Below are 20,558 nucleotides of genomic sequence, written 5' to 3' on the forward strand. Positions count from 1 at the left end.
TCAGATAAAGTGCTTACGTAAACGCTGGGAGAGAAAATCCAGCAGGCTGACGGTCACGATGATCAACACCATCAGGGCGCAGGTTTGCTGGAACTGAAAACCGCGAATCGCCTCCCACAACGTCACGCCGATACCCCCTGCACCCACCATGCCCACCACGGTTGCCGAGCGGACGTTGGATTCAAAGCGGTACAGCGAATAGGAGATCAACAGCGGCATGACCTGTGGTAAAACCCCGTAGAGGATCTCTTCAATTTTGTTGGCGCCGGTGGCGCGAATCCCTTCAACCGGCCCCGGTTCAATGGCTTCGACCGCTTCGGACAACAGCTTCGAAAGGACGCCGGTGGTGTGGATAAACAGCGCCATGACGCCGGCAAACGGACCCAGACCGACAGCGACAACAAACAGCATGGCGAAAACCATTTCGTTGATGGCGCGGCAGGCGTCCATCGCCCTTCGCATCGGCTGATAGATCCACCAGGGGACGAGGTTATCGGCGCACATCAGACCGAAGGGAATGGAGAGGATCACCGCCAGCGCAGTTCCCCAGACGGCGATTTGCAGAGTGACGGCCATTTCGCCGAGATAATCCTGCCACTGGCTGAAATCGGGCGGGAAGAAATCGGCGGCAAAAGTCGCCATGTTGCCGGAGTCCTGAATCAGCGTGAGGGGAGCCATTTCGGCACCTTTCCACGACACCACCAGCACGGCGAGTAAAATGGCCCAGCTCAGTAGCGAGAACCAACTGCGCTTGGGTGGGGCAACGGTGATGGTTTGCATAGTTGCTTCCTATAAATGTGTGTTGGCGGTAGGCCGGATAAGACGCGTTTGCGTCGTCATCCGGCATTCACGCCTTTGCCGGATGGCGGCGTTGCCTTATCCGGCCTACACATTACTGTCATTGCCTGATGGCGCTGCGCTTATCAGGCCTACAATTTGAGCACCTGGTTTACTGCACCGCTTTGGTGACGCTGGTCATCGCGCTGAGCGCCGCGGTCAGGCGGTCAAGGTCATCCAGTTGCGCTTTCAGCGCCGAGGTTTTGCTGGTTTTCTCTTCTTCGTTCAGTCCGTTGTTGTCCTTCACGCCCTGCATCTCTTTAAACAGCGCGAGCTGGCGAATCGGCACCAGTTGCAGATCGCTGGAGGCGCGGAACGGTGCCCAGCCCAGGCGTTCCAGAACCGTTTTCTCTTCCGGCGTTTTGCCGTAGTTCATGAAGAAGTCGTACACCTTGTCCTTGGTGGTTTCGGAGAGGTTTTTACGCCAGACGATCGGGTCGCCTGGGATCAGCGGTGACTTCCAGATCACCTTCAGCGCTTTCAGCTTGTCGGGGGCGGAGGTTTTCAGCTTATCGAGGTTTTCAGTATTGTTGGTGGCGACATCCACCTGCTTGTTGGCAACCGCAAGGGCGTTGGTTTCGTGACCGGCGTTAACGGTGCGTTTGAAATCACTCGCGGCGATATTGTTTTTCGCGAAGACGTAATAGCCTGGAACCAGGTAGCCGGAGGTGGAGTTAGGATCGCCGTTACCGAAGGTGAGATCTTTGCGTTTGGCGATCAGATCGTCGAGGTTGTTGATCGGACTGTCTTTGTTAACGATCAACACGCTCCAGTAACCCGGCGATCCATCAGCAGCGACGGTTTGCGCAAAGACCTGTCCGTTGGCGCGATCCACGGCTTCCATTGCCGAGAGGTTGCCGTACCAGGCGATATCGACTTTGTTAAAGCGCATTCCCTGAATGATCCCGGCGTAATCCGGGGCGAAGAAGGCATTTACTTTCATGCCCAGTTTCTTCTCCATATCCTTCAGGAACGGGTCCCATTGCGGTTTCAGGTTTTGCTGTGATTCAGTTGAAATAATGCCAAAGTTCAGCGCTTTTTCCTGCTCTTCGGCATGGGCCGGGCTTAATAACGTACTGAGGCTGAACATGCTGGTAAAGGCCAGCGCGGCAACGGTTTTATAGCTCATTTCCATTTCTCACTTTGTTCCAGGCTATTTCACTTGCCAGCCTGAATTCGGGCAGTGCTCAAAATCCTCACGTACTACGTGTACGCTCCGGTTTTTCCACGCTGGCCGCCTTCAGTCTGTCTGCGCCAATAACGCCTGGTCTTTTTGAATTAAGCAGCCTGCGCGTTCTGTTCGACGCGGTTCATGCTGCGGTAGAGATGATCAAATCGTTCGTTATCAAAGAGCTGACTGCTTCCGTCATAGAAGACGTGACCCTGACGTAGCGCGATAATGCGTTCGCAGTAGCGCAGGGCGTAATCCACCTGATGCAGCGTGACGACGACGGTGATCCCGTCGGTCTGATTGATGTCGCGCAGGGTGTCCATCACAATGCGCGCCGATTCCGGATCCAAAGAGGCAATCGGCTCGTCGGCGAAGATCACTTTGGCCTGTTGCATCAGCGCACGGGCGATCGCCACACGCTGCTGCTGGCCGCCTGAAAGGGTTGAGACGCGCTGCCAGGCAAAGTGCGCCATCCCGACGCGGGTCAGCGCCTGTAATGCGCGCTGTTTCTGCTCTGCGCTAAACCAGCTAAAACAGGTGCGCCAGAACGGCGTACTGCCCAGTGCGCCAATCAGCACGTTCTCCAGCACCGTCAGGCGGTTGACCAGATTGAACTGCTGGAAGATGTAGCCGGTATGGGCACGGCTTTTGCGAATATCGCGCGCCAGCCGGCCTTCGTGCTGAACCGTGCGGCCAAGCAGTTCGACGTGACTGCCCGGTGATTTATCCCCGGTAATCAAACCGCTTAAATGACGTAAAAGGGTGGATTTGCCGGAACCCGACGGCCCAAGCAGAGCCACCATCTCACCGGAACAGATGTTCAGATCAACCGCATGCAGCGCCTGATGCTGATTAAATGATTTGGAGAGCTTTTCGACGCGAATGATCGTTTCCATGATGCGGCCTCTCTAAAAAAAGTGGCTCCATCGTGGCGGATCAATATGACGTTTGGGTTAAGAAGATGTGACTTACTGATGAAGAGTTAAGGCGGGTTTGATGACAAAACGGGAGGCATGCCTCCCGTTAGATTACCCGGCGGGCTGTGACTGTTTGACGACGTTGATCATCCACGGCACGCCGTAGCGATCGCTGACTTTACCGAAACCATGCGCCCAGAAGGTTTCCTGCCAGTCCATTTCGATTTGACCCTCGGCGGCGAGATTGTCAAACCAGCGCTTCCCTTCGTCGACATTTTGCGTGTCGAGAACCAGCGTGAATCCGGAATAGTGAGCTTTGCCTGATGGCATGGCATCGCTCATCATGATGTCGCTGTGAGCAATACGTACGTTGGCGTGAGCAATAGCGGTATCAGGAAATACCCTTCCGGAAGGGCAACCCTCTTCGCTGTCCTGCGCCGATTTGGGCATTTCACCGAAGCTGATTTTATACATGAGTTCTGCGCCCAACGTTTTTTGATAATACGCGATGGCGTCGGCACAGTTACCGGCAAAAGAGATATAGGGACTTAACGGCATAATCTTTACCTCAGGGAAGAGAAGCCAGTTAAGTGTAGTTCGAAATCAGGAGGCATGCGCCGGATGGCGGCTGCGTCTTATCCAGCCTGGTTTGTGCCAGGCCGGGCAAGCGAAGCGCCCCCGGCAACATAATGAATGAACGTTATCCGGTTGGGAGCGGAAATCAGTTCTTTTTCACGAACTCTGATTTCAGCTTCATCGGGCCAAAACCATCAATTTTGCAATCGATGTTGTGGTCGCCTTCCACCAGACGAATATTCTTCACTTTCGTACCGATTTTCAGCATCGAAGAGCTCCCTTTCACCTTCAGGTCTTTAATGACGGTGACGCTGTCGCCGTCAGCCAGCAGGTTGCCGTTGGCATCTTTCACGATAAGCGCATCATTGTCATGTGCTGGTTCTGCATCGTTCCATTCGTGAGCGCATTCCGGGCAGATGTACATGCCGTTATCTTCGTAAGTGTATTCGGAGTTGCATTGTGGGCAGTGGGGTAATGACATGTCGATTTCCTCAAAAGTCAGAAAGGGCAAACGCGCCCCAAAAATGGCAGATTGCCGAAAAAGGCGGCAATTATACACAAAATCCTTAATGTTGTCGGGACTACTCGTCTTTTAAGCTAAACGACGGGTTGTGGCAGTCAGGCAACAAAAGTGGGGGAATATTTTTAAGGGAAATTGCTACCGTATGTTATTTGAGATAAGGTGACGAGAAATATTCAATATACGCGTGATGCATTTTCATTTTTTGTTAATACCGATTAATCACCCTCTTATTTTTGGTAGGTGAAATGAAGAAACATTGATGTAGCGGTGTTTAAAACTGAACTACGCTTTTTAACTTCTCTCAACGAGAGATGGCGCTGAGCGTGTAAAAATTAATTATTTCAATGCTATCAGTGGATTAATTAATAAAGTTATTTCCATACGTAATTATTAAAGCCGAATATTCACTAATAAAACGAAGCGGCTAAATAAAAGCTATAAATTTGCGTTAAGGAAACATTTTTTATGTACACACAGACAATATATGAATTGAGCCAGGAAGCAGAACGTTTACTGCTGCTCTCTTTAGAGCATCTTAAAACGGTAAAAAAAATGCCCACAGCGGTTCTCAATGGCGATGCACCCTTATCGGGTGAAGAGGCGGAGAACGTTCATCCACTGCATTTTAGCACCCGTGGCGGAGAAGCCCAGCAGGCAACGCTCAATAATGAGTTGCGAAAAATTTCGCGGCTGGAGATGGTGCTGGCCATTGTCGGCACCATGAAGGCAGGAAAATCAACGACGATCAACGCCATTGTCGGGACGGAAGTGTTGCCTAATCGTAATCGCCCAATGACCGCGTTACCGACCCTGATCCGCCATACGCCCGGCCAAAAAGAGCCCGTGCTGCATTTTTCCCACGTTGCGCCTATCGATGCGCTGATGCAAACCCTGCAAGAGAGCATGCGCGTATGCGATCGCCAGCATCTGGCTCAAATGCTGGAAATTGACAAGGACATGACTGTCCTGCTGGAGCGTATCGAAAGAGGGGAAGCGTTTGAGCGTCACTACCTTGGCGCACAGCCGATCTTTCACTGCCTGAAAAGCCTCAACGATCTGGTGCGGTTGTCGAAAGCCCTGGAGGTCGATTTTCCTTTTTCGGCCTATGCCGCCATTGAACATATTCCGGTGATTGAGGTGGAGTTTGTGCATCTGGCAGGGCTGGAGAATTATCCGGGGCAACTGACGCTACTCGACACACCCGGGCCAAACGAAGCCGGGCAGCCGCATCTGCAACAGATGCTCAATGAGCAACTGGCCCGCGCCTCCGCGGTGCTGGCGGTGATGGACTATACGCAACTGAAATCGATCTCTGATGAAGAGGTACGGCGAGCCATTGCCGCAGTGGGAAAATCAGTGCCTCTGTATGCGCTGGTTAATAAATTCGACCAAAAAGATCGTAACAGCGATGACGAAGAACAGGTCAGGGCGCTCATTTCCGGCACGCTGATGAAAGGCTGTATCAACCCGGCGCAGATTTTCCCGGTTTCTTCAATGTGGGGATATCTGGCGAACCGGGCGCGCCATGAGCTGGCGAGCAATGGACGTCTGCCGGATCACGAGGAGCAGCGCTGGGTGCAGGATTTTGCCGAAGCGGCGCTCGGACGACGCTGGCGGAGCGCCGATCTGGATGATATCGACCACCTTCGACATGCCGCGGATTTACTGTGGGAAGATTCCTTGTTTGAGCAGCCAATTCAAACCTTAATCCATGCCGCCTATGCGAATGCATCGCTGTATGCGTTGCGATCGGCTTCGCATAAGTTGCTGAATTACGCCCACAATGCCCGGGAATATCTGGACTTTCGCTATCACGGACTGACGGTGGCGTTTGATACGTTGCAGCAAAATATCATCAGTCTTGAAGCGGATATGCAGCAACTGAAGGCGCGCCAGGAGAGGGTTAACGATGAGATTCATCATGAGGTAGAGCTGGCCCTGGCGTCGTTCAGTGATTTTCTGACCCAGCAACAAGTCACGATAATACGGCGCATTGAGACGTTTTTCAGCCGTGAGCAGATCGAGAAACTGTCGCAACGTGAGGGCGGATCGCCGCCTCCGCTGATGGTCTTCGACGGGGATCTGCTGGTTCTGCATGACGAAGCGCAGGCTCAGGTGCTCATCAGCAAACTGCGTTCTTCATGCGAAGGCGTGTTGTTGAAGGCGCAGGAAAATATCAGCCGCGACCTGGCGATGCGTTTTGAGCAACTGGAAGCCACCCTCAGCCGGGCATTAAATGACGCGATGCGCCCCATCGAAATGCGGGTGAAAGAGAAATTGAGCCATGCGGGGTTTCGCCCCCGGATCAGCTTTCCCGCCTTTCATGCCTCGGTATTTAGCTTTACGACGCGTCAGTTGTTTAGCGAAGCGATTACCCGACAGGAGATGGTTGACAGCGATGAACCTCGCCTGGGCGGAGTCCGTGAAACCTTCTCCCGCTGGCTGAACCAACCAAACTGGCGCTGGGATGATAATGAGGCCGAAGCGAAGGCGCGTTATCTTATTAATATTAATGCGTTACATCAAAGCCTGGTGGAATACGTCAGCCATTTTTGCCAACAGATTCGTAAAGCGCTGGCCGCGCAGGTCGATGTTTCCGTTACGGCAGGCATGGCAACGTTTTTTGCCGATTTCTCCTTGTGCCTGTCGGGGTTGCAGGAGAATTTGCGTGAAAGCCTGCTGGTGCGCCAACAAAATGCGTCGGCGGTTCACAGTATGCGTCAACAGTTGCAGCACAGTCTTGCTACCGCGGCCTGGATTTATGAAGACGCCCGCCTGCTCCGTGATGACATTCAAACCCTTTTTGTGGCTGAACACACATGACAAACGCGTTACTGGAAGGTCCCGGGCGGACGCTGGAGTGTATCTACCCGAAGTTTATGGTCTCTCTGCTTCAGGGAGAAGACCTGAAACGGGTGAATGGAACGCTGCAACAGCAGCAGTTTCGTGAGCGCCTGACACAAGAAATTCTGGCCCAGACGCAATTGCGGGCGTGGGTGATGGCTGGCGTGTTCAGTGAGCATTTGATGATGCGTCTGACGCTGGTGGAAAAACTGGCGGGAATGCTCGACCCCGGGCATCTGGCACTGACGCGTATTGCGGCGCGGCTGACGCAACTACAACAAACGGACGTTTCGCGTGGACAAACGGTTCCCGGACTGGCCCGGCAACTCGCCTCACTGAGCGAAGGGGTCAGTCAACGCTGCATCGCGAAAGAGAGGGCGCTGAGTCAACGCGGACTGACGGTACAAGCCGGTGAACAGAGTGAACAGGTTTTTACCCGCTGGCTGACGGGGGCATGGGATGGCTGGTCGCTGCCGGGGCGCTGCTTTATTGCTCTGGAAGAGTTGCGGTGGGGAGCGTTCGGCGACGCCTGCCGCCTGGCGAATCCGGATGTGGCGTTGATGCTGAAAGATAATTTACGGGCGATGGCGACCAACTATCTGGCGCACAGTATCCATGCGGCGCCGACGACTCGTCACTCTTATCATCAGTGGCTGAGCGCCACCGCGACTGCGGGGTCAGGTGAGTACAGCGATATGTTGAGTTGGCTGGGAGACTGGTGCGAGGCGGATAAGCATCCGGTGTGCTGGTCGGTGACGCAGCGCTGGCAGACCGTCGCGCTCGGTATGCCGCGTCTTTGTTCCGCGAAGCGACTGGTGGATGCTATGGTTGAGGAGATTTTCCCCCCTCATGAGCGGAGAGGGGAGTCTGAAGATTATTGACTTGCGGTTTCAGCGGCTTTCTCTTCCATGGCCACCGGTGCCGGTACATGACCGAAACGTCTGGCATACAGCGCGGTAATAATCGGCACCAGAATCGCGGTCACAATTACGCTGGCCGCCACCAGTGCCGTTGCCGATGCGGCAACGGGTTCAAACGCCGGGTTAATCTGGGCAATAATGACCGGGTTAGCGACCGCCGCTCCTGCGGCTGAAGAGGCTGCCACACCCGCCGTACCGTTACCCCCTCCGATCACGCGGTCGGCAATAATCAGCGGAATACCAGTGATGATAATCACCGCGACACCCAGCAGGACACCCAGCAGACCGGTATCAACGATGACGCTCAGATTAATGGTGTTACCCAGTGCGAAGCCGAAGAACGGAATCAGTACCGGCGTGGCTTTGCTGAAGAACGCGCGCAGGTCGTGGTCAAGGTTACCCAGCGTGAAGCCGATCAGAAACGGCAATACCGCACCGATGAAATGATGAGGTTCAAACGACGCAAGCCCCGCAGAACCCAGAATCACCATGGTCATTAGCGGACCGGATTCCAGCGACATCAGGACAAATGCTCCGGACTCTTCTTTGGTGCCGTACTGGTTCATCAGGCTGGCATACAGGCCGCCGTTGGTCATGTCCATCGCGGAAACAATCGCCAGTACCGACAATCCGGCAAAGAAACCGGTCTGAATCCCGGTATCCGGAATAAACGATGCGGCAATCATTGCCACCACCCATGCGACGGCGATTTTAGTCATCACCAGCGTTCCGGATTTACGTAATACCGTCCCGGTTGCGCGTAAATCAATGGATGCGCCAATACAGAAGAACCACACGGCAAGAATCGGTACTGTGCCGCTAATCATTCCTTTCGTGAAGGAACCAAAATAAGCACCGGTATCTGGCGCCAGAGTATTTAATATTGCGCCAAGCAGTAAGGGAATCAGCATCATCCCGCCAGGGATACGCTCAATGGTGGCTTTAATTTTCATAAATGTCCTCACGTCTTGCCCGCTGAACTTACGGGTAAGTTAGAAAAAATTATTTAAATTCAGTCTTTTATTTCTAAAGAGAATGTGTGGAAATCCACGGTCTCTCTGTGCATCGTTTGTGGCGAGAGCACTGGTATCCAGTCCTTTTCGCTCCCCGGAGGTGTTACATCGATTATTATCTTGCATTCATTGGAATATTGATTCAATCAAAACGAAACAGTGTTTTAGTTATCTTTGTCACATAATCAATGTAAACATCCCTATGCCTGGGTGATATTTAGAATTAGCGTAAATAATTTGTAAAAATTGCAGGGAGATTAGCTGGCAGATGAATAGTGACGTTTTATTAAATCAAGGGGGATGTAAAGCGGTCGGGAAGACGAGAAAAAAGCAACGTTACGGTTTAAAAAAAGAGACTAAGAAACACCTCATTTACCTTTGCTGACGAAATCGCTACATATATGTGAAGTTGATCACAAATTTAAACACTGGTAGGGTAGAAAGGTCATTAACCGCCCACTCCAGGCGTCAACAGGTTCGGTTGTACAGACCTTAACCCGTCCGTGTAAGTAAACCTGCTACGCTTGTTACGAGGGTTGCCCCTGCGCAATCCCGACGCTCATCGGTGACGTTCGCGCCCAGTGCGCCAATGGACGCAGTATGCAGCGAGACAGGGCTTAGCCTATGAGGACAGCTATGCTGAAAAGGAAAAAAGTAAAACCCATTACCCTTCGCGACGTCACGATTATCGATGACGGGAAACTGCGAAAAGCGATTACCGCCGCTTCTCTGGGTAACGCGATGGAGTGGTTCGATTTTGGGGTTTATGGTTTTGTTGCCTACGCGCTAGGTAAAGTGTTCTTCCCGGGGGCTGACCCCAGCGTGCAGATGATTGCCGCGCTTGCGACCTTTTCCGTCCCCTTTCTGATTCGTCCGCTTGGCGGTCTGTTCTTCGGTATGCTTGGCGATAAATATGGTCGTCAGAAGATACTGGCCATTACCATTGTCATTATGTCGATCAGTACGTTCTGTATTGGCCTGATACCGTCCTATGCCTCCATTGGCATCTGGGCGCCGATCCTGCTGCTGCTGTGTAAGATGGCGCAGGGCTTTTCGGTTGGCGGGGAATACACGGGCGCATCTATCTTTGTCGCTGAATACTCCCCGGACCGGAAACGTGGATTTATGGGAAGCTGGCTGGACTTCGGCTCTATTGCCGGGTTTGTACTCGGCGCGGGCGTGGTGGTGCTGATCTCGACGGTGGTCGGTGAAGAGAACTTCCTTGAATGGGGCTGGCGTATTCCGTTCTTTATCGCGCTGCCGTTAGGGATTATCGGTCTCTATCTGCGCCATGCGCTGGAAGAGACGCCGGCGTTCCAGCAGCACGTTGATAAGCTGGAACAGGGCGATCGTGAAGGGTTGCAGGATGGCCCGAAAGTGTCCTTTAAAGAGATTGCGACCAAACACTGGCGCAGCCTGCTGGCCTGTATCGGTCTGGTGATTGCCACCAACGTGACCTACTACATGCTGTTGACCTATATGCCGAGTTATCTGTCGCATAACCTGCATTATTCTGAAGATCACGGTGTGCTGATTATTATCGCCATTATGATCGGGATGTTGTTTGTCCAGCCGGTGATGGGTCTGCTGAGTGACCGTTTTGGTCGTCGTCCGTTCGTGATTATGGGCAGTGTCGCGCTGTTTGCGCTGGCGATTCCGGCCTTTATTCTGATCAACAGTAATATCATCGGGTTGATTTTTGCGGGCCTGCTGATGCTGGCGGTGATCCTCAACTGCTTTACCGGTGTTATGGCCTCGTCACTGCCGGCGATGTTCCCGACGCATATTCGTTACAGTGCGCTGGCGGCGGCGTTTAACATCTCGGTACTGATTGCTGGCCTGACGCCAACGCTCGCGGCATGGCTGGTGGAGAGCTCGCAGAACCTGATGATGCCGGCCTATTACCTGATGGCGATCGCGGTGATCGGTTTTATTACCGGTATGACCATGAAAGAGACCGCCAATCAGCCGCTGAAAGGGGCAACACCTGCCGCTTCGGATATTCAGGAAGCGAAAGAGATCCTCGGCGAGCACTACGATAACATTGAGCAGAAAATTGAAGATATCGATCAGGAGATTGCTGACCTGCAGGCGAAGCGTTCGCGCCTGGTGCAGCAGCATCCGCGGATTGACGAGTAAACCTTAAGGTTCGCTTAATCTCTGTCAGGCACACTCTCTTCCCTATCCTGGAGGAGAGTGTGATGAAACAGCGTATTTATGAAAGCGTCACGGCGATATTTAGCGTTCTGGTGGTCAGTAGCTTTTTGTATATCTGGGTCACAACCTACTAAGTTGTTTTCAATCGTACTGAGGCGCGTGTTCCTGTCGTTTCACTGCGATTACGCAGGAAAAACTGCCCGCGATGCAGTTGCGTAATGCGGCTGACAATGCTTAATCCCAATCCAATCCCGCCATAACGACTGTCCATGCGCACGAAGGCTTTACTGAGTTCGCCGCACTTGCTTTCATCAATCCCCGGCCCTTCATCTTCAACCGCCATCTCTACATCGTTATCCACATTCAAGGTAATGGAAATTGTCGTTCCTTCCGGGCTGTAGCGATGGGCATTTTCCACCAGGTTGCGCAACAGCATGCGCAACAGCGTGGCGTCGCCCTGGACGGTGACGTCGTTGTGGCTGTCCGGCAGCAGTAGCGTTTGCTGGCGCTGTTCCAGCATGGTGCTCAGCTCTTCGTAAGAGGGGAGGATCACATCTTCCAGCAATCTGACATGCTGATAATTCCCTGAGGAAAAAGACTGGCCTACGCGGGCAAGCTGTAACAGTTGCGAGACGCTGTCCATCATCTGATCAAGACGACCCAGCAGCGGCGTAACATCGACGTTATGCGCCTTTGACAGCAGCTCCAGATGCAGACGAACGCCTGATAACGGCGTGCGTAACTCATGGGCCACGTCGGCGGTAAATAACCGTTCGTTCTCAATGGTGGCGGTGAGCCGGTTGACTAACTGGTTGAGTGCGGAGACCACGGCTTCAATCTCAACCGTGGAACTGTGAATTTCGATGGGCGTCAGGTTATCCGCCGTACGGGTCTCTAACTCTTGCTGCAGATTGGCGAGAGGACGCGTGATCCGGCGTACCGCCTGATAGCAAATGAATAACGTCAGCCCCACCATAAATACGCTCGGGACGATCAGGCTGGCGACCGCCTCGCGGATTTCATGCATGATGTGGCGATCGTTATTGCGATTATCCCGCAGCGCCTGTTCGAATAGCTGGATTTGCTCGGTGCTTTCATGCCAGAGCCAGAAGGTGCTGATAAGCTGAAAAACCAGCAGAATCATGCCGATGGTGAGCATCAGCCGCCGACGCAGAGTCATCGGCTGGCGCAGGAAACGCTTCAGATTCAATTAGCTATCCTCATCTGCGGTCGCTACCAACATGTAGCCGAATCCGCGCACGGTACGGATACGCGATTTACCGACTTTGTCGCGCAGGTTGTGAATGTGCACTTCCAGAGTGTTGGTGGATGGCTCGTTGTCCCAGTTATAGATGTCGTTATAGAGAATTTCCCGATGCACCGGGCTACCCGCTTTCAACATCAGGCGAGACAGGAGTGCGTACTCTTTTGGGGTCAGGATTAACTCAGCACCTTCCTGCCAGACCTGGCGGCGTCCCATGTTCAGGGTCAGATTACCCACCACCAGCTCACTTTCGCCCTGATTATTGTGACGACGCAGCAGAGCGCGGATGCGGGCATGTAGCTCTTCCAGCGCAAACGGCTTCACCAGGTAGTCATCGGCACCGACGTCAAGCCCGGAAATCTTATCGCCGAGCGTGTCGCGCGCAGTGAGGATCAGTACCGGCAGGGTATATTTTTTCTGCCGGATGCGCGCCAGAAAATGCAGGCCGTCTTCATCAGGCAGGCCAAGATCCAGCACCACCAGACTGTAATGCCCGGTTTCCAGACACTGTTCTGCCGCGCGTGCGGTCGACACGCCATCGCAGGCGTAGCCTTCGGTTTGCGCCGCCAGAATCAGCCCCTGCAATAACAGCGTATCGTCTTCAACAATCAAGATTTTCATTGAGTGGTTCTCCTGCAGGGCTGCAGAATATCATCTGCGGCCTGATATTGCGTGGTCTGTACACCGGTCAGTCCCAGCATGGTCGAGAAAAGATTGTCTTGCGAGTAATCTTGCGAACGCGCCTGTTTTTGCAGGCAGTTATTATCAACCTGATAGCGCTCCTGATACTCTTTTGACAGCCACAGCAGCATGGGGACATGCTTTTGTGTATCTGGCGCAATGGCGTACGGCAGACCGTGCAGATACACGCCGTTTTCGCCCAGCGACTCGCCGTGGTCGGAAAGATAGACCAGGCTGGTGGCAAATTTATCCTGATGGGATTTCAGGAGATTAATTGTTTTATCAACAATATAGTCGACATACAGCACGGTATTATCGTAGGTGTTCACTAATTGTTCCTGTGAACAGGTCTGGATTTCATTGGTGTCGCAGGTCGGCGTAAATTTCCTGAACTGCGGCGGATAACGGTTGTAATAAGTGGGGCCGTGGCTACCAATGGTATGCAGGACGATCACCCCGTCGCCTTTCAGGTTATTGATATACTCTTCCAGGCCGTGGAACAGCACCTCGTCATAGCATTCACCGTCGATGCATTCATCTTTCAGATTTAACGCCGTCATATTCTGGTGCGGCACGCGGTCACATGCGCCTTTACAGCCGCCGTCGTTATCGTTCCACAACACGCTTATACCCGCGCGCTGAATAATATCAAGCATGCCTTCCTGATGCTGCGCCAGCTCTTCGTCGTAGTGTTTACGCGGCATGTTGGAGAACATGCACGGCACTGAGACCGCCGTGGCGGTGCCGCACGATGTCGTGCGCGGAAAGTAGACCACATTCTGTTTTGCCAGCAACGGGTTGGTATCACGGGAATAACCGCCGAGCGAGTAGTTCTCAGCGCGTGAGGTTTCCCCCACAATCAGGATGGTCAGGTTTCTGCGGTTCTCCTGCGTCATCAGCGGGTTACGGCGCGCGTCTTCCCCAATGCGCACCAGCGGCAGGTGGGCGAGGCGTTGATGGGAATACCATGACCAACTGGCGACAATGCCGTTAGAGGGGCTGAGCGACTTAACCAGCTCCTTATTGTTACGAAACAGTGAGGCATAGTCTTTATAGAAAAAGGCGGCGACCAGCACAATCAATAACACGGACACCAGCACGTTCGCACCGCGCCAGAGCACGCTACGCAGGAAAGGGGCCGTGGGCTTGATGCTGATCCAGCAGGCGATGATGGCGGCGACAATACCGCTCAGCCCCAGCGTCAGCACCATTCGCGGTGTCATCAGGGCGAAGGTTTCAGCAGGCGTGGTATCGACCATATTGGCAATCATCGAGCGGTCGATGATGATGCCATAGGTCATGATGAAGTATTGCGCCGACGCTCCCATCAGTATGAACAGGCAGGCCAGCGGTTTGTTCAGCCACAGAAAAGAGGCCAGCGTCAGCACAATATTCATGACGCTAAACGCCACCACCGGCATCGACAAAAAGACCAGTACGTTGCGCAGAGAATCCAGCGGCAGCGCCTGAACAACCTGTTTGTAGAATGCGATGTTCAGACAAACAGACAGATAAAATGAAAGCAGCAATAGCCAGGCCAGCAGGCTGAGATGAGGTCTTTTGATAATGCGCGTTAACATGGTGGATCTTCCGTAGAGTCAGTGGGGCAGATCCTCGCAAAGTAAAATTAAGCCAACCTTAAGAACTTAAGGTTGGCTTAATGGTGGGAATAGCGGATTAGCTCCGGTTAACCGGCGCATCCAGCGGATAAGGGTTTTTGTGGATGCGGTTGTAGTTCAGGGCGTACAGCGCCGTGATGATCATCAACGTCACAAACGACCACATCACCTCTTTCGCGCCGGAACCGACCACCGCCCAGATGCAATACACAAAGGCGACAAACGTCACCAGCAGATAGAGCGGGCGCGCTTTACCAAAGTGTCCGTGACCAAGCAACAACAGCGCTGCGCAGGTGTAAAGATAAGGTACCAGCGTAAAGATAACGGAGACGGAGGAGACGAGGCCAAACTCTTTCGCTGCATTCGGCGACATGCTGCTGAACTGGAAAATGGTCATCAGGATCCCGACGATAATCAGCCCGGCAACCGGCGTCCCGGCTTTGTTGACGCGGGAAAAAATGGGCGGGAACAGACCGTCATCAGCCGCCGCCTTCGCGGTCTGGCCGGCCAGCAGAGTCCAGCCACCAAGTGAACCTAAGCAACCGGCTGCGGCGCAGAAGGAGACAATCGCGCCTGCGGTATTCCCCAGCGCCATGCGGGCTGCGTCACCGAATGGAGATGCAGAGACGCGCAGTGCGGCGTTGGGGATCATCCCCATAATAGCGGTGGTGGAAAGCACATAGCACACGGCCGCAATCAGCACTCCGCCAATGGTGGCAATAGGCACATTGCGTTTTGGATTTTTGACCACGCCAGCCGCGACTGAAGCGCTTTCCACCCCGATGAATGACCACAGCGTTACGTTCAGGGTGCTCTGGATCGCGCCGAAGGTATTCATACCACTCACGTTCCAGGCGGCCATATAGGTTTCACCACGGAACCAGAACCAGCCAAACACGGCGATCCCCACAATAGGAACCAGCGCCAGCACGGTGGCGACAGCCTGAACGCGGGTGATCATTTTGGGGCCGACAATATTGAGCAACACGAAAATCCACAGGACCACGACGCAGGTTAGCGTCAGCACCAGCGAATCTTTCAGAATCGGGAAGAAGTAGCTCAGATAACCGACGCCGATAACGACCATGGCGATGTTACCGATCCAGCAGGCCAGCCAGTACAGCACGTTGGTTTGATAACCGAGGAATGGGCCAAAACAGCGGCGAGCGTAAGCGTAAGAACCGCCGGGACTGGGATCTAAGGACGACATTTTTGCATAGACCATCGACAGCGCCAGCGCGCCGATAATCGTAACTAACCATCCGTAGATTGCAATCCCGCCGGTGGCGGCCAGGTTGGCAGGTAGCAGGAAAACCCCTGAACCCATAATATTCCCCGACACCATTAAGGTGACGGGGATTAAGCCCACTTTGTGGGCATCAGCATCCGAGGACATAAATAAATCTCCTGAAAGGAACAATAGATTACGACCTATAATACGCCTTCAGAAGACGGTTGAATTATCCTCGTCGAGGGTTATCGCCAATGCTGATATTATCGTGGCTCATTGCAAAAATGATCAAAAATCAGGCAGCAGAGCGCTCTTTAAACTGGCTGACATAATGCAAAGGCGTCATGCCATAATACTCTTTGAAAACAGAGATAAAGTAAGATGTACTGTTATAACCACACAATTCTGATACCTGAGATATATTCTTACCATCCATCAATAATTGATTGACGGCATAACGCATTCGGCAGGTTGTGATAATTTGGCTGTAGCTGGTATTTTCGCTTTTTAGCTTTTTCTTTAGCAAACTTGGACTAAGACATAAACAACTGGCGACCTGGTTGAGGTTCCATGCTTTATGAATGTCACTCTCAATAATATGATAAACGCTGTCGCTGACGCGCGTCCGTAGCATAAACATGAGCAGGGACATAAACTTCTTACTGTCGAGAAAACGCGATAACACAGCGAACAGCAGGCAGCGCGTGCGTTCCTCTTCGCCAGGGCTGTCGGTATATGCAATGCTGCGTTGTGCCGCCACCCGAAAAATATCCGGGGTCAGACAATCAGCGGTTAATACGGGTGAAGAACTTCGTTGCCACGGGGGGATGGCTGAAAGATCTTTGTTTAAAAACCGAAGATAATCTTTAATGATATCCCGACTAATATGTGCGATCAGTGCGTTATTAATTGAAGAAATATCAACGATATTATTCTCACAGGCGATGAGTGCCATATGATTTGCTTTTAAATTAACCGCTTCTTTACCATTTACTCTTAGCCAAACGTCTTTTTCAGTTAACACAACGATGCAAGGATTATTGCTGAAAATTCTCATACCCCAACTCCTGAAATATGAACAAAAAATATCCGTTCTCGCCAATATGGGGAGATAAGACGGTTACTTTGATTTGTATGATGAATCAAGTCCACATAAAAATAATGGATCCGGCTGGAATTACAATAGCGGGTAGACAATTCTCATGTACATAATATTTTACGGGGTGGAAACTTCGTATGCAGAATAAAAAAGCGCGGGGGTGGCCCGCGCAAAAAGGTATGACAATCTTAGTGTTATGCAGCAATACTCAGGAAATTCTCGTCATAACCTTACGGCCAAAACCAGGCTGCGTCAGATCGGCCATTTCATGACGCAGTCGTCGGAATAGACTTACGCTTTCACGCACATCACGTGGTAGACGCCATCAATGATTTCAGTTCCTTCGGTTTCATGTTCGAAGCCAGGGAAATGATGGTCCCAGGATTGCAGCGCGCGGAGATAGGCGACCTGCGGACTGTTTTCATCACCAAAATTCTCCCCGGAGAGCAGCATCGGGATTCCCGGCGGGTAAGGGATGACGGAGTTCGCCGCGATACGTCCCGGCAAGTTCTCGATAGCGACCATTTCGATATTGTCGTTGACGATGGCGTTATAGGCCTCACGTGGGGTGATGTCGGCAACCGGCAGACCCGAATAAGCAGCATTCAGTTGAGCGCCAGGGTTGTTTTCCCGCAGCCAGGCGAACATCTGGTCGCCCAGATCGTGAATCCCCATGTTGGCATACGTTTCAGGATGTTCTTCAACCAGTTCAGGCATGACCTGCGCCAGCGGGGTATTGGCATCATAATGATGTTTGAAGGAGCACAGAGTGTTGATCAGTGTCCCCCATTTCCCGCGGGTAATCCCCATAGAGAACAGGAACATAATTTGGAAATCGGTGGTGCGGGTCGGCACGATACCATGACGCCCAAGCCATGCGGTCACCAGCGCGGCAGGAACCCCCGTCTCTTCCAGTTCACCGTCTTCGCCCATACCTGGCGCGAGGATACTGACTTTGATCGGGTCGAGCATGCTCCAGTTATCCGGTAAATCTTTAAAGCCGTGCCAGGATTCGCCCGGACGCATCACCCAACAGTTCTGATCTGTTGCCAGCAGTTTTGCCGGCGCGTCAGCAAAATCATACGTTTTGCCGCTTTCAGGATCGGTAACCGTTTCTTTGTTCCACGGTTTAAAGAACCAGTCGCCATCAGCCCTGAACTCTTTATACAGACGCGCCATGGCCTGGCGGAAGTCGACGGCTTCGTCGATCACCTCCTGCGTCAGCGACAGTCCGCTATTGCCCTCCATCATTGAAACCGCCACATCGTTGGACGCGCAAATGGCATACAGCGGCGACGTGGTGGCATGCATCATGTACGCCTGATTAAAGCGGGAGAAATTCACCGCGCCGCGACCTTCACGCACATGAATGTAAGAGGCCTGAGAGAGCGCATTCAGCAGTTTGTGCGTGGAGTGGGTGGCAAACACGGTGGGGCCGTTATGATCGCCCGGCTCACCGCGCATTGCGTAATGGTCGGTGTAAATCGGGTTGAAGCGAGCATAACCATACCAGGCTTCATCGAAGTGAATGCGGTCGGTGGTTTGCGCCAGCAAATCCTGCGCGGATTTCGCGTTATAGCAGACGCCGTCATAAGTACAGTTGGTCACGACGCTGTAAGACGGTTTTTGCCCCGCTTTATCCTTAGTCAGCGGACTTTCGCTGATTTTTTTCGCTAAGGTTTCCGGTTGCATTTCCTGCGGATAGATAGGCCCGATAATGCCGTAGCGGTTACGGCTTGGCACCATGTACACCGGTTTCGCACCGGTCAGGATCAGCCCCTGTTCAATGGATTTATGGCAGTTACGATCCAGCACGACCACATCGTTATCGGTCATGCAGGCCTGCATAATGGTGCGGTTGGAGCCGGATGTCCCGACCACGACCGACCAGGAGCGGTCTGCGCCAAAGACCCGGGCGGCATATTTTTCACTTTCGCCAAACGCGCCGGTGTGGTCGAGCAGTGAACCGAGCGATGTCCGTTCGATCCCCATGTCGCTGCGGAACAGGTTTTCGCCATAAAAATCATGGTAGAAGCGTCCGGCAGGGGTTTTCGTAAAGCCGACGCCCCCCTGGTGACCCGGTGCTGCCCAGGAGTATTCGTGGATATCGCTGTATTTCATCAACGCGTTGAACAGCGGGGGTAACAGTTGTTGACGATAACGGGTCATCGCGGCGATGGCGCGCCCGGCGATAAAGTCAGCGGTGTCTTCAAGGATCCAGGCGAACTCATCGACAAGCTCCAGCATATCGCGGTCCAGCGACGCGGTGGCTTTCTCTCTGTCACCTAACAGAAAGACCGGCACGTTTTGCTGGCGCTCATGAAGCTTACCGATCAGTTCTCTGACGCTCTTATGTTCATCTGGATGTTCCATCTGGTAGCTGAACATCAGGCAATCAATCGCCTCGTTAGCGGACAGGATGGCGTAGCCGTCGTCGAAAGACGTGGACTTAATGACGGTAATATTTTGCCGACTTAAGGCGTCTGCCAGACGTTCCACGGCGCTGCCGACCCAGGTGTCCTGATGCAGAAATTCACTTTCAACAATTAATACTTTCATCATCTTTTACCCGGTTGTGGAGGAATCTGTGATGCGGGCAAGTATTATCCTGAGAAAAAGGGGTGTAAAGAGGGCGGGAAATAGCGTAATTCGTGAAATAACTATTTTTAAACAATGAGTTATATTTATTATGACGCTGTTTTTCAGGCTGGTTTATCGACAGCTGAATTATTTTTAGAGCTGATAATGATATTGGCGGTTACCCCTCAAAGAGTTGCCGCCGTTGTTGACTCAACTTCCGGTATTGTTGCGGCGACATGCCGACATATTTGCTGAACGTGCTGTAAAAACGGCTACTGGAGCGGAAGCCTGCCGTCAGCGCCACGTCGAGAATGGTTTTGTCCGTATCGCTGAGCAGGGCGCGGACGTGATTAATGCGCATGGCGGTAATGTATTGCTTCAGGGTCAGTTGCATCACGCGCTGAAATATCCCCATCGCGTAGTTGGCATTGAGCTTCACATGGTCTGCGACGTCATTGATGGTCAACGCCTGATCGTAATTATCGGCGATAAACCCCAGCATCTGGCTGACGTAAAACTGTGCGTGGCGCGAAACGCTGTTCTTATGCGTGCGTGAGGTTTTGTTGAGTAAAATCGGCTGCCAACCGGAAAGACTAAAACGCTTGAGCATCAGGCCGATTTCATCGATTGCCAGTTGGCGAATTTGCTCATTCGGGCTGTTCATCTCCTGTTGCCAGCGCAATACCTCAAAGGTACTGAGCTGCTGAGTGGCGAGGGATTTAATCACCATGCCGTGGGTGACGTGGTTGACAAGCTCTCTGTCCAGCGGCCAGGAGAGAAACAGGTGCATCGGCAGACTGAAAATCGCCATCTGTTGGCAGTGGCCGGGCCGGGTGAGCTGATGCGGCGTGCAGGCCCAGAACATCGTGATGTGCCCTTGTTTTATCTGCACCACCTCATTGTTAATCAGGTACTCCACATCGCCGTCGAAAGGAACATTCACCTCAACCTGACCATGCCAGTGGCTGGCAGCCATCGCATGCGGTGGACGCAGCTCAATATCCATCCGCTGGTATTCGGAATAGAGCGACAGCGGACTGCGCGTCTGTTTTTCATCGCCATTACACATATGCGGATCGGGCGGGAGAAAGGGGATTGGCTGCGTACTCATCGTCACTCCATTTCC

General features: G+C 52.8%; 17 protein-coding genes. 4 read left to right on the plus strand and 13 right to left on the minus strand.

What is annotated here, in order from left to right:
* The 5 genes from phnE to WB371_RS19630 form a co-directional block, all read right to left on the minus strand.
* On the minus strand, nucleotides 1-780 hold the full coding sequence (phnE, locus tag WB371_RS19610) for a phosphonate ABC transporter, permease protein PhnE (protein WP_336221717.1): 780 nt from the start codon (nucleotides 778-780) through the stop codon (nucleotides 1-3).
* A gap of 169 nt (nucleotides 781-949) precedes the next feature.
* Nucleotides 950-1,966 (minus strand): phosphonate ABC transporter substrate-binding protein, encoded by a 1,017-nt coding sequence (phnD, locus tag WB371_RS19615; RefSeq protein ID WP_336221718.1) that lies wholly within the window; start codon nucleotides 1,964-1,966, stop codon nucleotides 950-952.
* A gap of 149 nt (nucleotides 1,967-2,115) precedes the next feature.
* Nucleotides 2,116-2,904, minus strand: coding sequence for a phosphonate ABC transporter ATP-binding protein (gene phnC, locus WB371_RS19620; RefSeq protein ID WP_336221719.1), 789 nt, complete (start codon nucleotides 2,902-2,904; stop codon nucleotides 2,116-2,118).
* A gap of 132 nt (nucleotides 2,905-3,036) precedes the next feature.
* Complete coding sequence (yjdN, locus tag WB371_RS19625) at nucleotides 3,037-3,483, minus strand: VOC family metalloprotein YjdN (RefSeq protein WP_336221720.1); 447 nt, start codon at nucleotides 3,481-3,483, stop codon at nucleotides 3,037-3,039.
* Between the two features lie 163 nt (nucleotides 3,484-3,646).
* Entirely contained in the window at nucleotides 3,647-3,982 is a 336-nt protein-coding gene (locus WB371_RS19630; protein WP_336221721.1) for a zinc ribbon domain-containing protein YjdM, read from the minus strand.
* Nucleotides 3,983-4,489: 507 nt separating this feature from the next.
* On the opposite strand from WB371_RS19630, the gene crfC reads away from it, so the two are divergent.
* Together crfC and WB371_RS19640 are read left to right on the plus strand one after the other, a co-directional pair.
* A complete protein-coding gene (gene crfC / locus WB371_RS19635; protein ID WP_336221722.1) occupies nucleotides 4,490-6,847 on the plus strand; it encodes a clamp-binding protein CrfC in 2,358 nt (785 codons plus the stop codon).
* Nucleotides 6,844-7,749, plus strand: a complete 906-nt coding sequence (locus WB371_RS19640) for a diguanylate cyclase regulator RdcB family protein (protein ID WP_336221723.1) — start codon at nucleotides 6,844-6,846, stop codon at nucleotides 7,747-7,749. The genes crfC and WB371_RS19640 overlap by 4 nt, the downstream gene beginning before the upstream one ends.
* On the opposite strand, the gene kdgT is transcribed toward WB371_RS19640, so the two are convergent.
* Complete coding sequence (gene kdgT, locus WB371_RS19645; protein ID WP_336221724.1) at nucleotides 7,743-8,741, minus strand: 2-keto-3-deoxygluconate transporter; 999 nt, start codon at nucleotides 8,739-8,741, stop codon at nucleotides 7,743-7,745. The genes WB371_RS19640 and kdgT overlap by 7 nt on opposite strands.
* 696 nt (nucleotides 8,742-9,437) lie before the next feature.
* Here kdgT and proP point away from each other — a divergent pair.
* A complete protein-coding gene (gene proP, locus WB371_RS19650) occupies nucleotides 9,438-10,940 on the plus strand; it encodes a glycine betaine/L-proline transporter ProP (protein ID WP_336221725.1) in 1,503 nt (500 codons plus the stop codon).
* Between the two features lie 62 nt (nucleotides 10,941-11,002).
* Nucleotides 11,003-11,092, plus strand: a complete 90-nt coding sequence (gene pmrR, locus WB371_RS19655; protein WP_336221726.1) for an LpxT activity modulator PmrR — start codon at nucleotides 11,003-11,005, stop codon at nucleotides 11,090-11,092.
* Here the strand turns inward: pmrR and pmrB are convergent.
* The 7 genes from pmrB to melR all read right to left on the minus strand — a co-directional run bounded on the left by pmrB (nucleotide 11,089) and on the right by melR (nucleotide 20,543).
* A complete protein-coding gene (gene pmrB, locus WB371_RS19660; protein WP_336221727.1) occupies nucleotides 11,089-12,168 on the minus strand; it encodes a two-component system sensor histidine kinase PmrB in 1,080 nt (359 codons plus the stop codon). The two genes, pmrR and pmrB, sit on opposite strands and share 4 nt — an antisense overlap.
* Nucleotides 12,169-12,843 carry a two-component system response regulator PmrA gene (gene pmrA, locus WB371_RS19665; protein ID WP_336221728.1) on the minus strand — a complete coding sequence of 225 codons (675 nt, stop codon included), beginning with the start codon at nucleotides 12,841-12,843 and terminating at the stop codon, nucleotides 12,169-12,171.
* The gene (eptA, locus tag WB371_RS19670) at nucleotides 12,840-14,483 is read right to left on the minus strand and encodes a phosphoethanolamine transferase EptA (protein ID WP_336221729.1); all 1,644 of its coding nucleotides are present in this window, start codon (nucleotides 14,481-14,483) and stop codon (nucleotides 12,840-12,842) included. Before eptA ends, pmrA begins: the two co-directional genes overlap by 4 nt.
* Nucleotides 14,484-14,580: 97 nt before the next feature.
* Entirely contained in the window at nucleotides 14,581-15,918 is a 1,338-nt protein-coding gene (gene adiC, locus WB371_RS19675) for an arginine/agmatine antiporter (RefSeq protein ID WP_336221730.1), read from the minus strand.
* A gap of 130 nt (nucleotides 15,919-16,048) precedes the next feature.
* Nucleotides 16,049-16,810, minus strand: a complete 762-nt coding sequence (locus tag WB371_RS19680; protein WP_336221731.1) for an AraC family transcriptional regulator — start codon at nucleotides 16,808-16,810, stop codon at nucleotides 16,049-16,051.
* A gap of 333 nt (nucleotides 16,811-17,143) precedes the next feature.
* Nucleotides 17,144-19,411, minus strand: a complete 2,268-nt coding sequence (adiA, locus tag WB371_RS19685) for an arginine decarboxylase (protein WP_336221769.1) — start codon at nucleotides 19,409-19,411, stop codon at nucleotides 17,144-17,146.
* A 199-nt stretch (nucleotides 19,412-19,610) separates the two neighbouring features.
* On the minus strand, nucleotides 19,611-20,543 hold the full coding sequence (melR, locus tag WB371_RS19690; protein WP_336221732.1) for a transcriptional regulator MelR: 933 nt from the start codon (nucleotides 20,541-20,543) through the stop codon (nucleotides 19,611-19,613).
* Nucleotides 20,544-20,558: the final 15 nt, after the last annotated feature.

Source organism: Citrobacter amalonaticus (genome assembly GCF_037053465.1).
GTDB classification, from domain to species: domain Bacteria; phylum Pseudomonadota; class Gammaproteobacteria; order Enterobacterales; family Enterobacteriaceae; genus Citrobacter_A; species Citrobacter_A amalonaticus_H.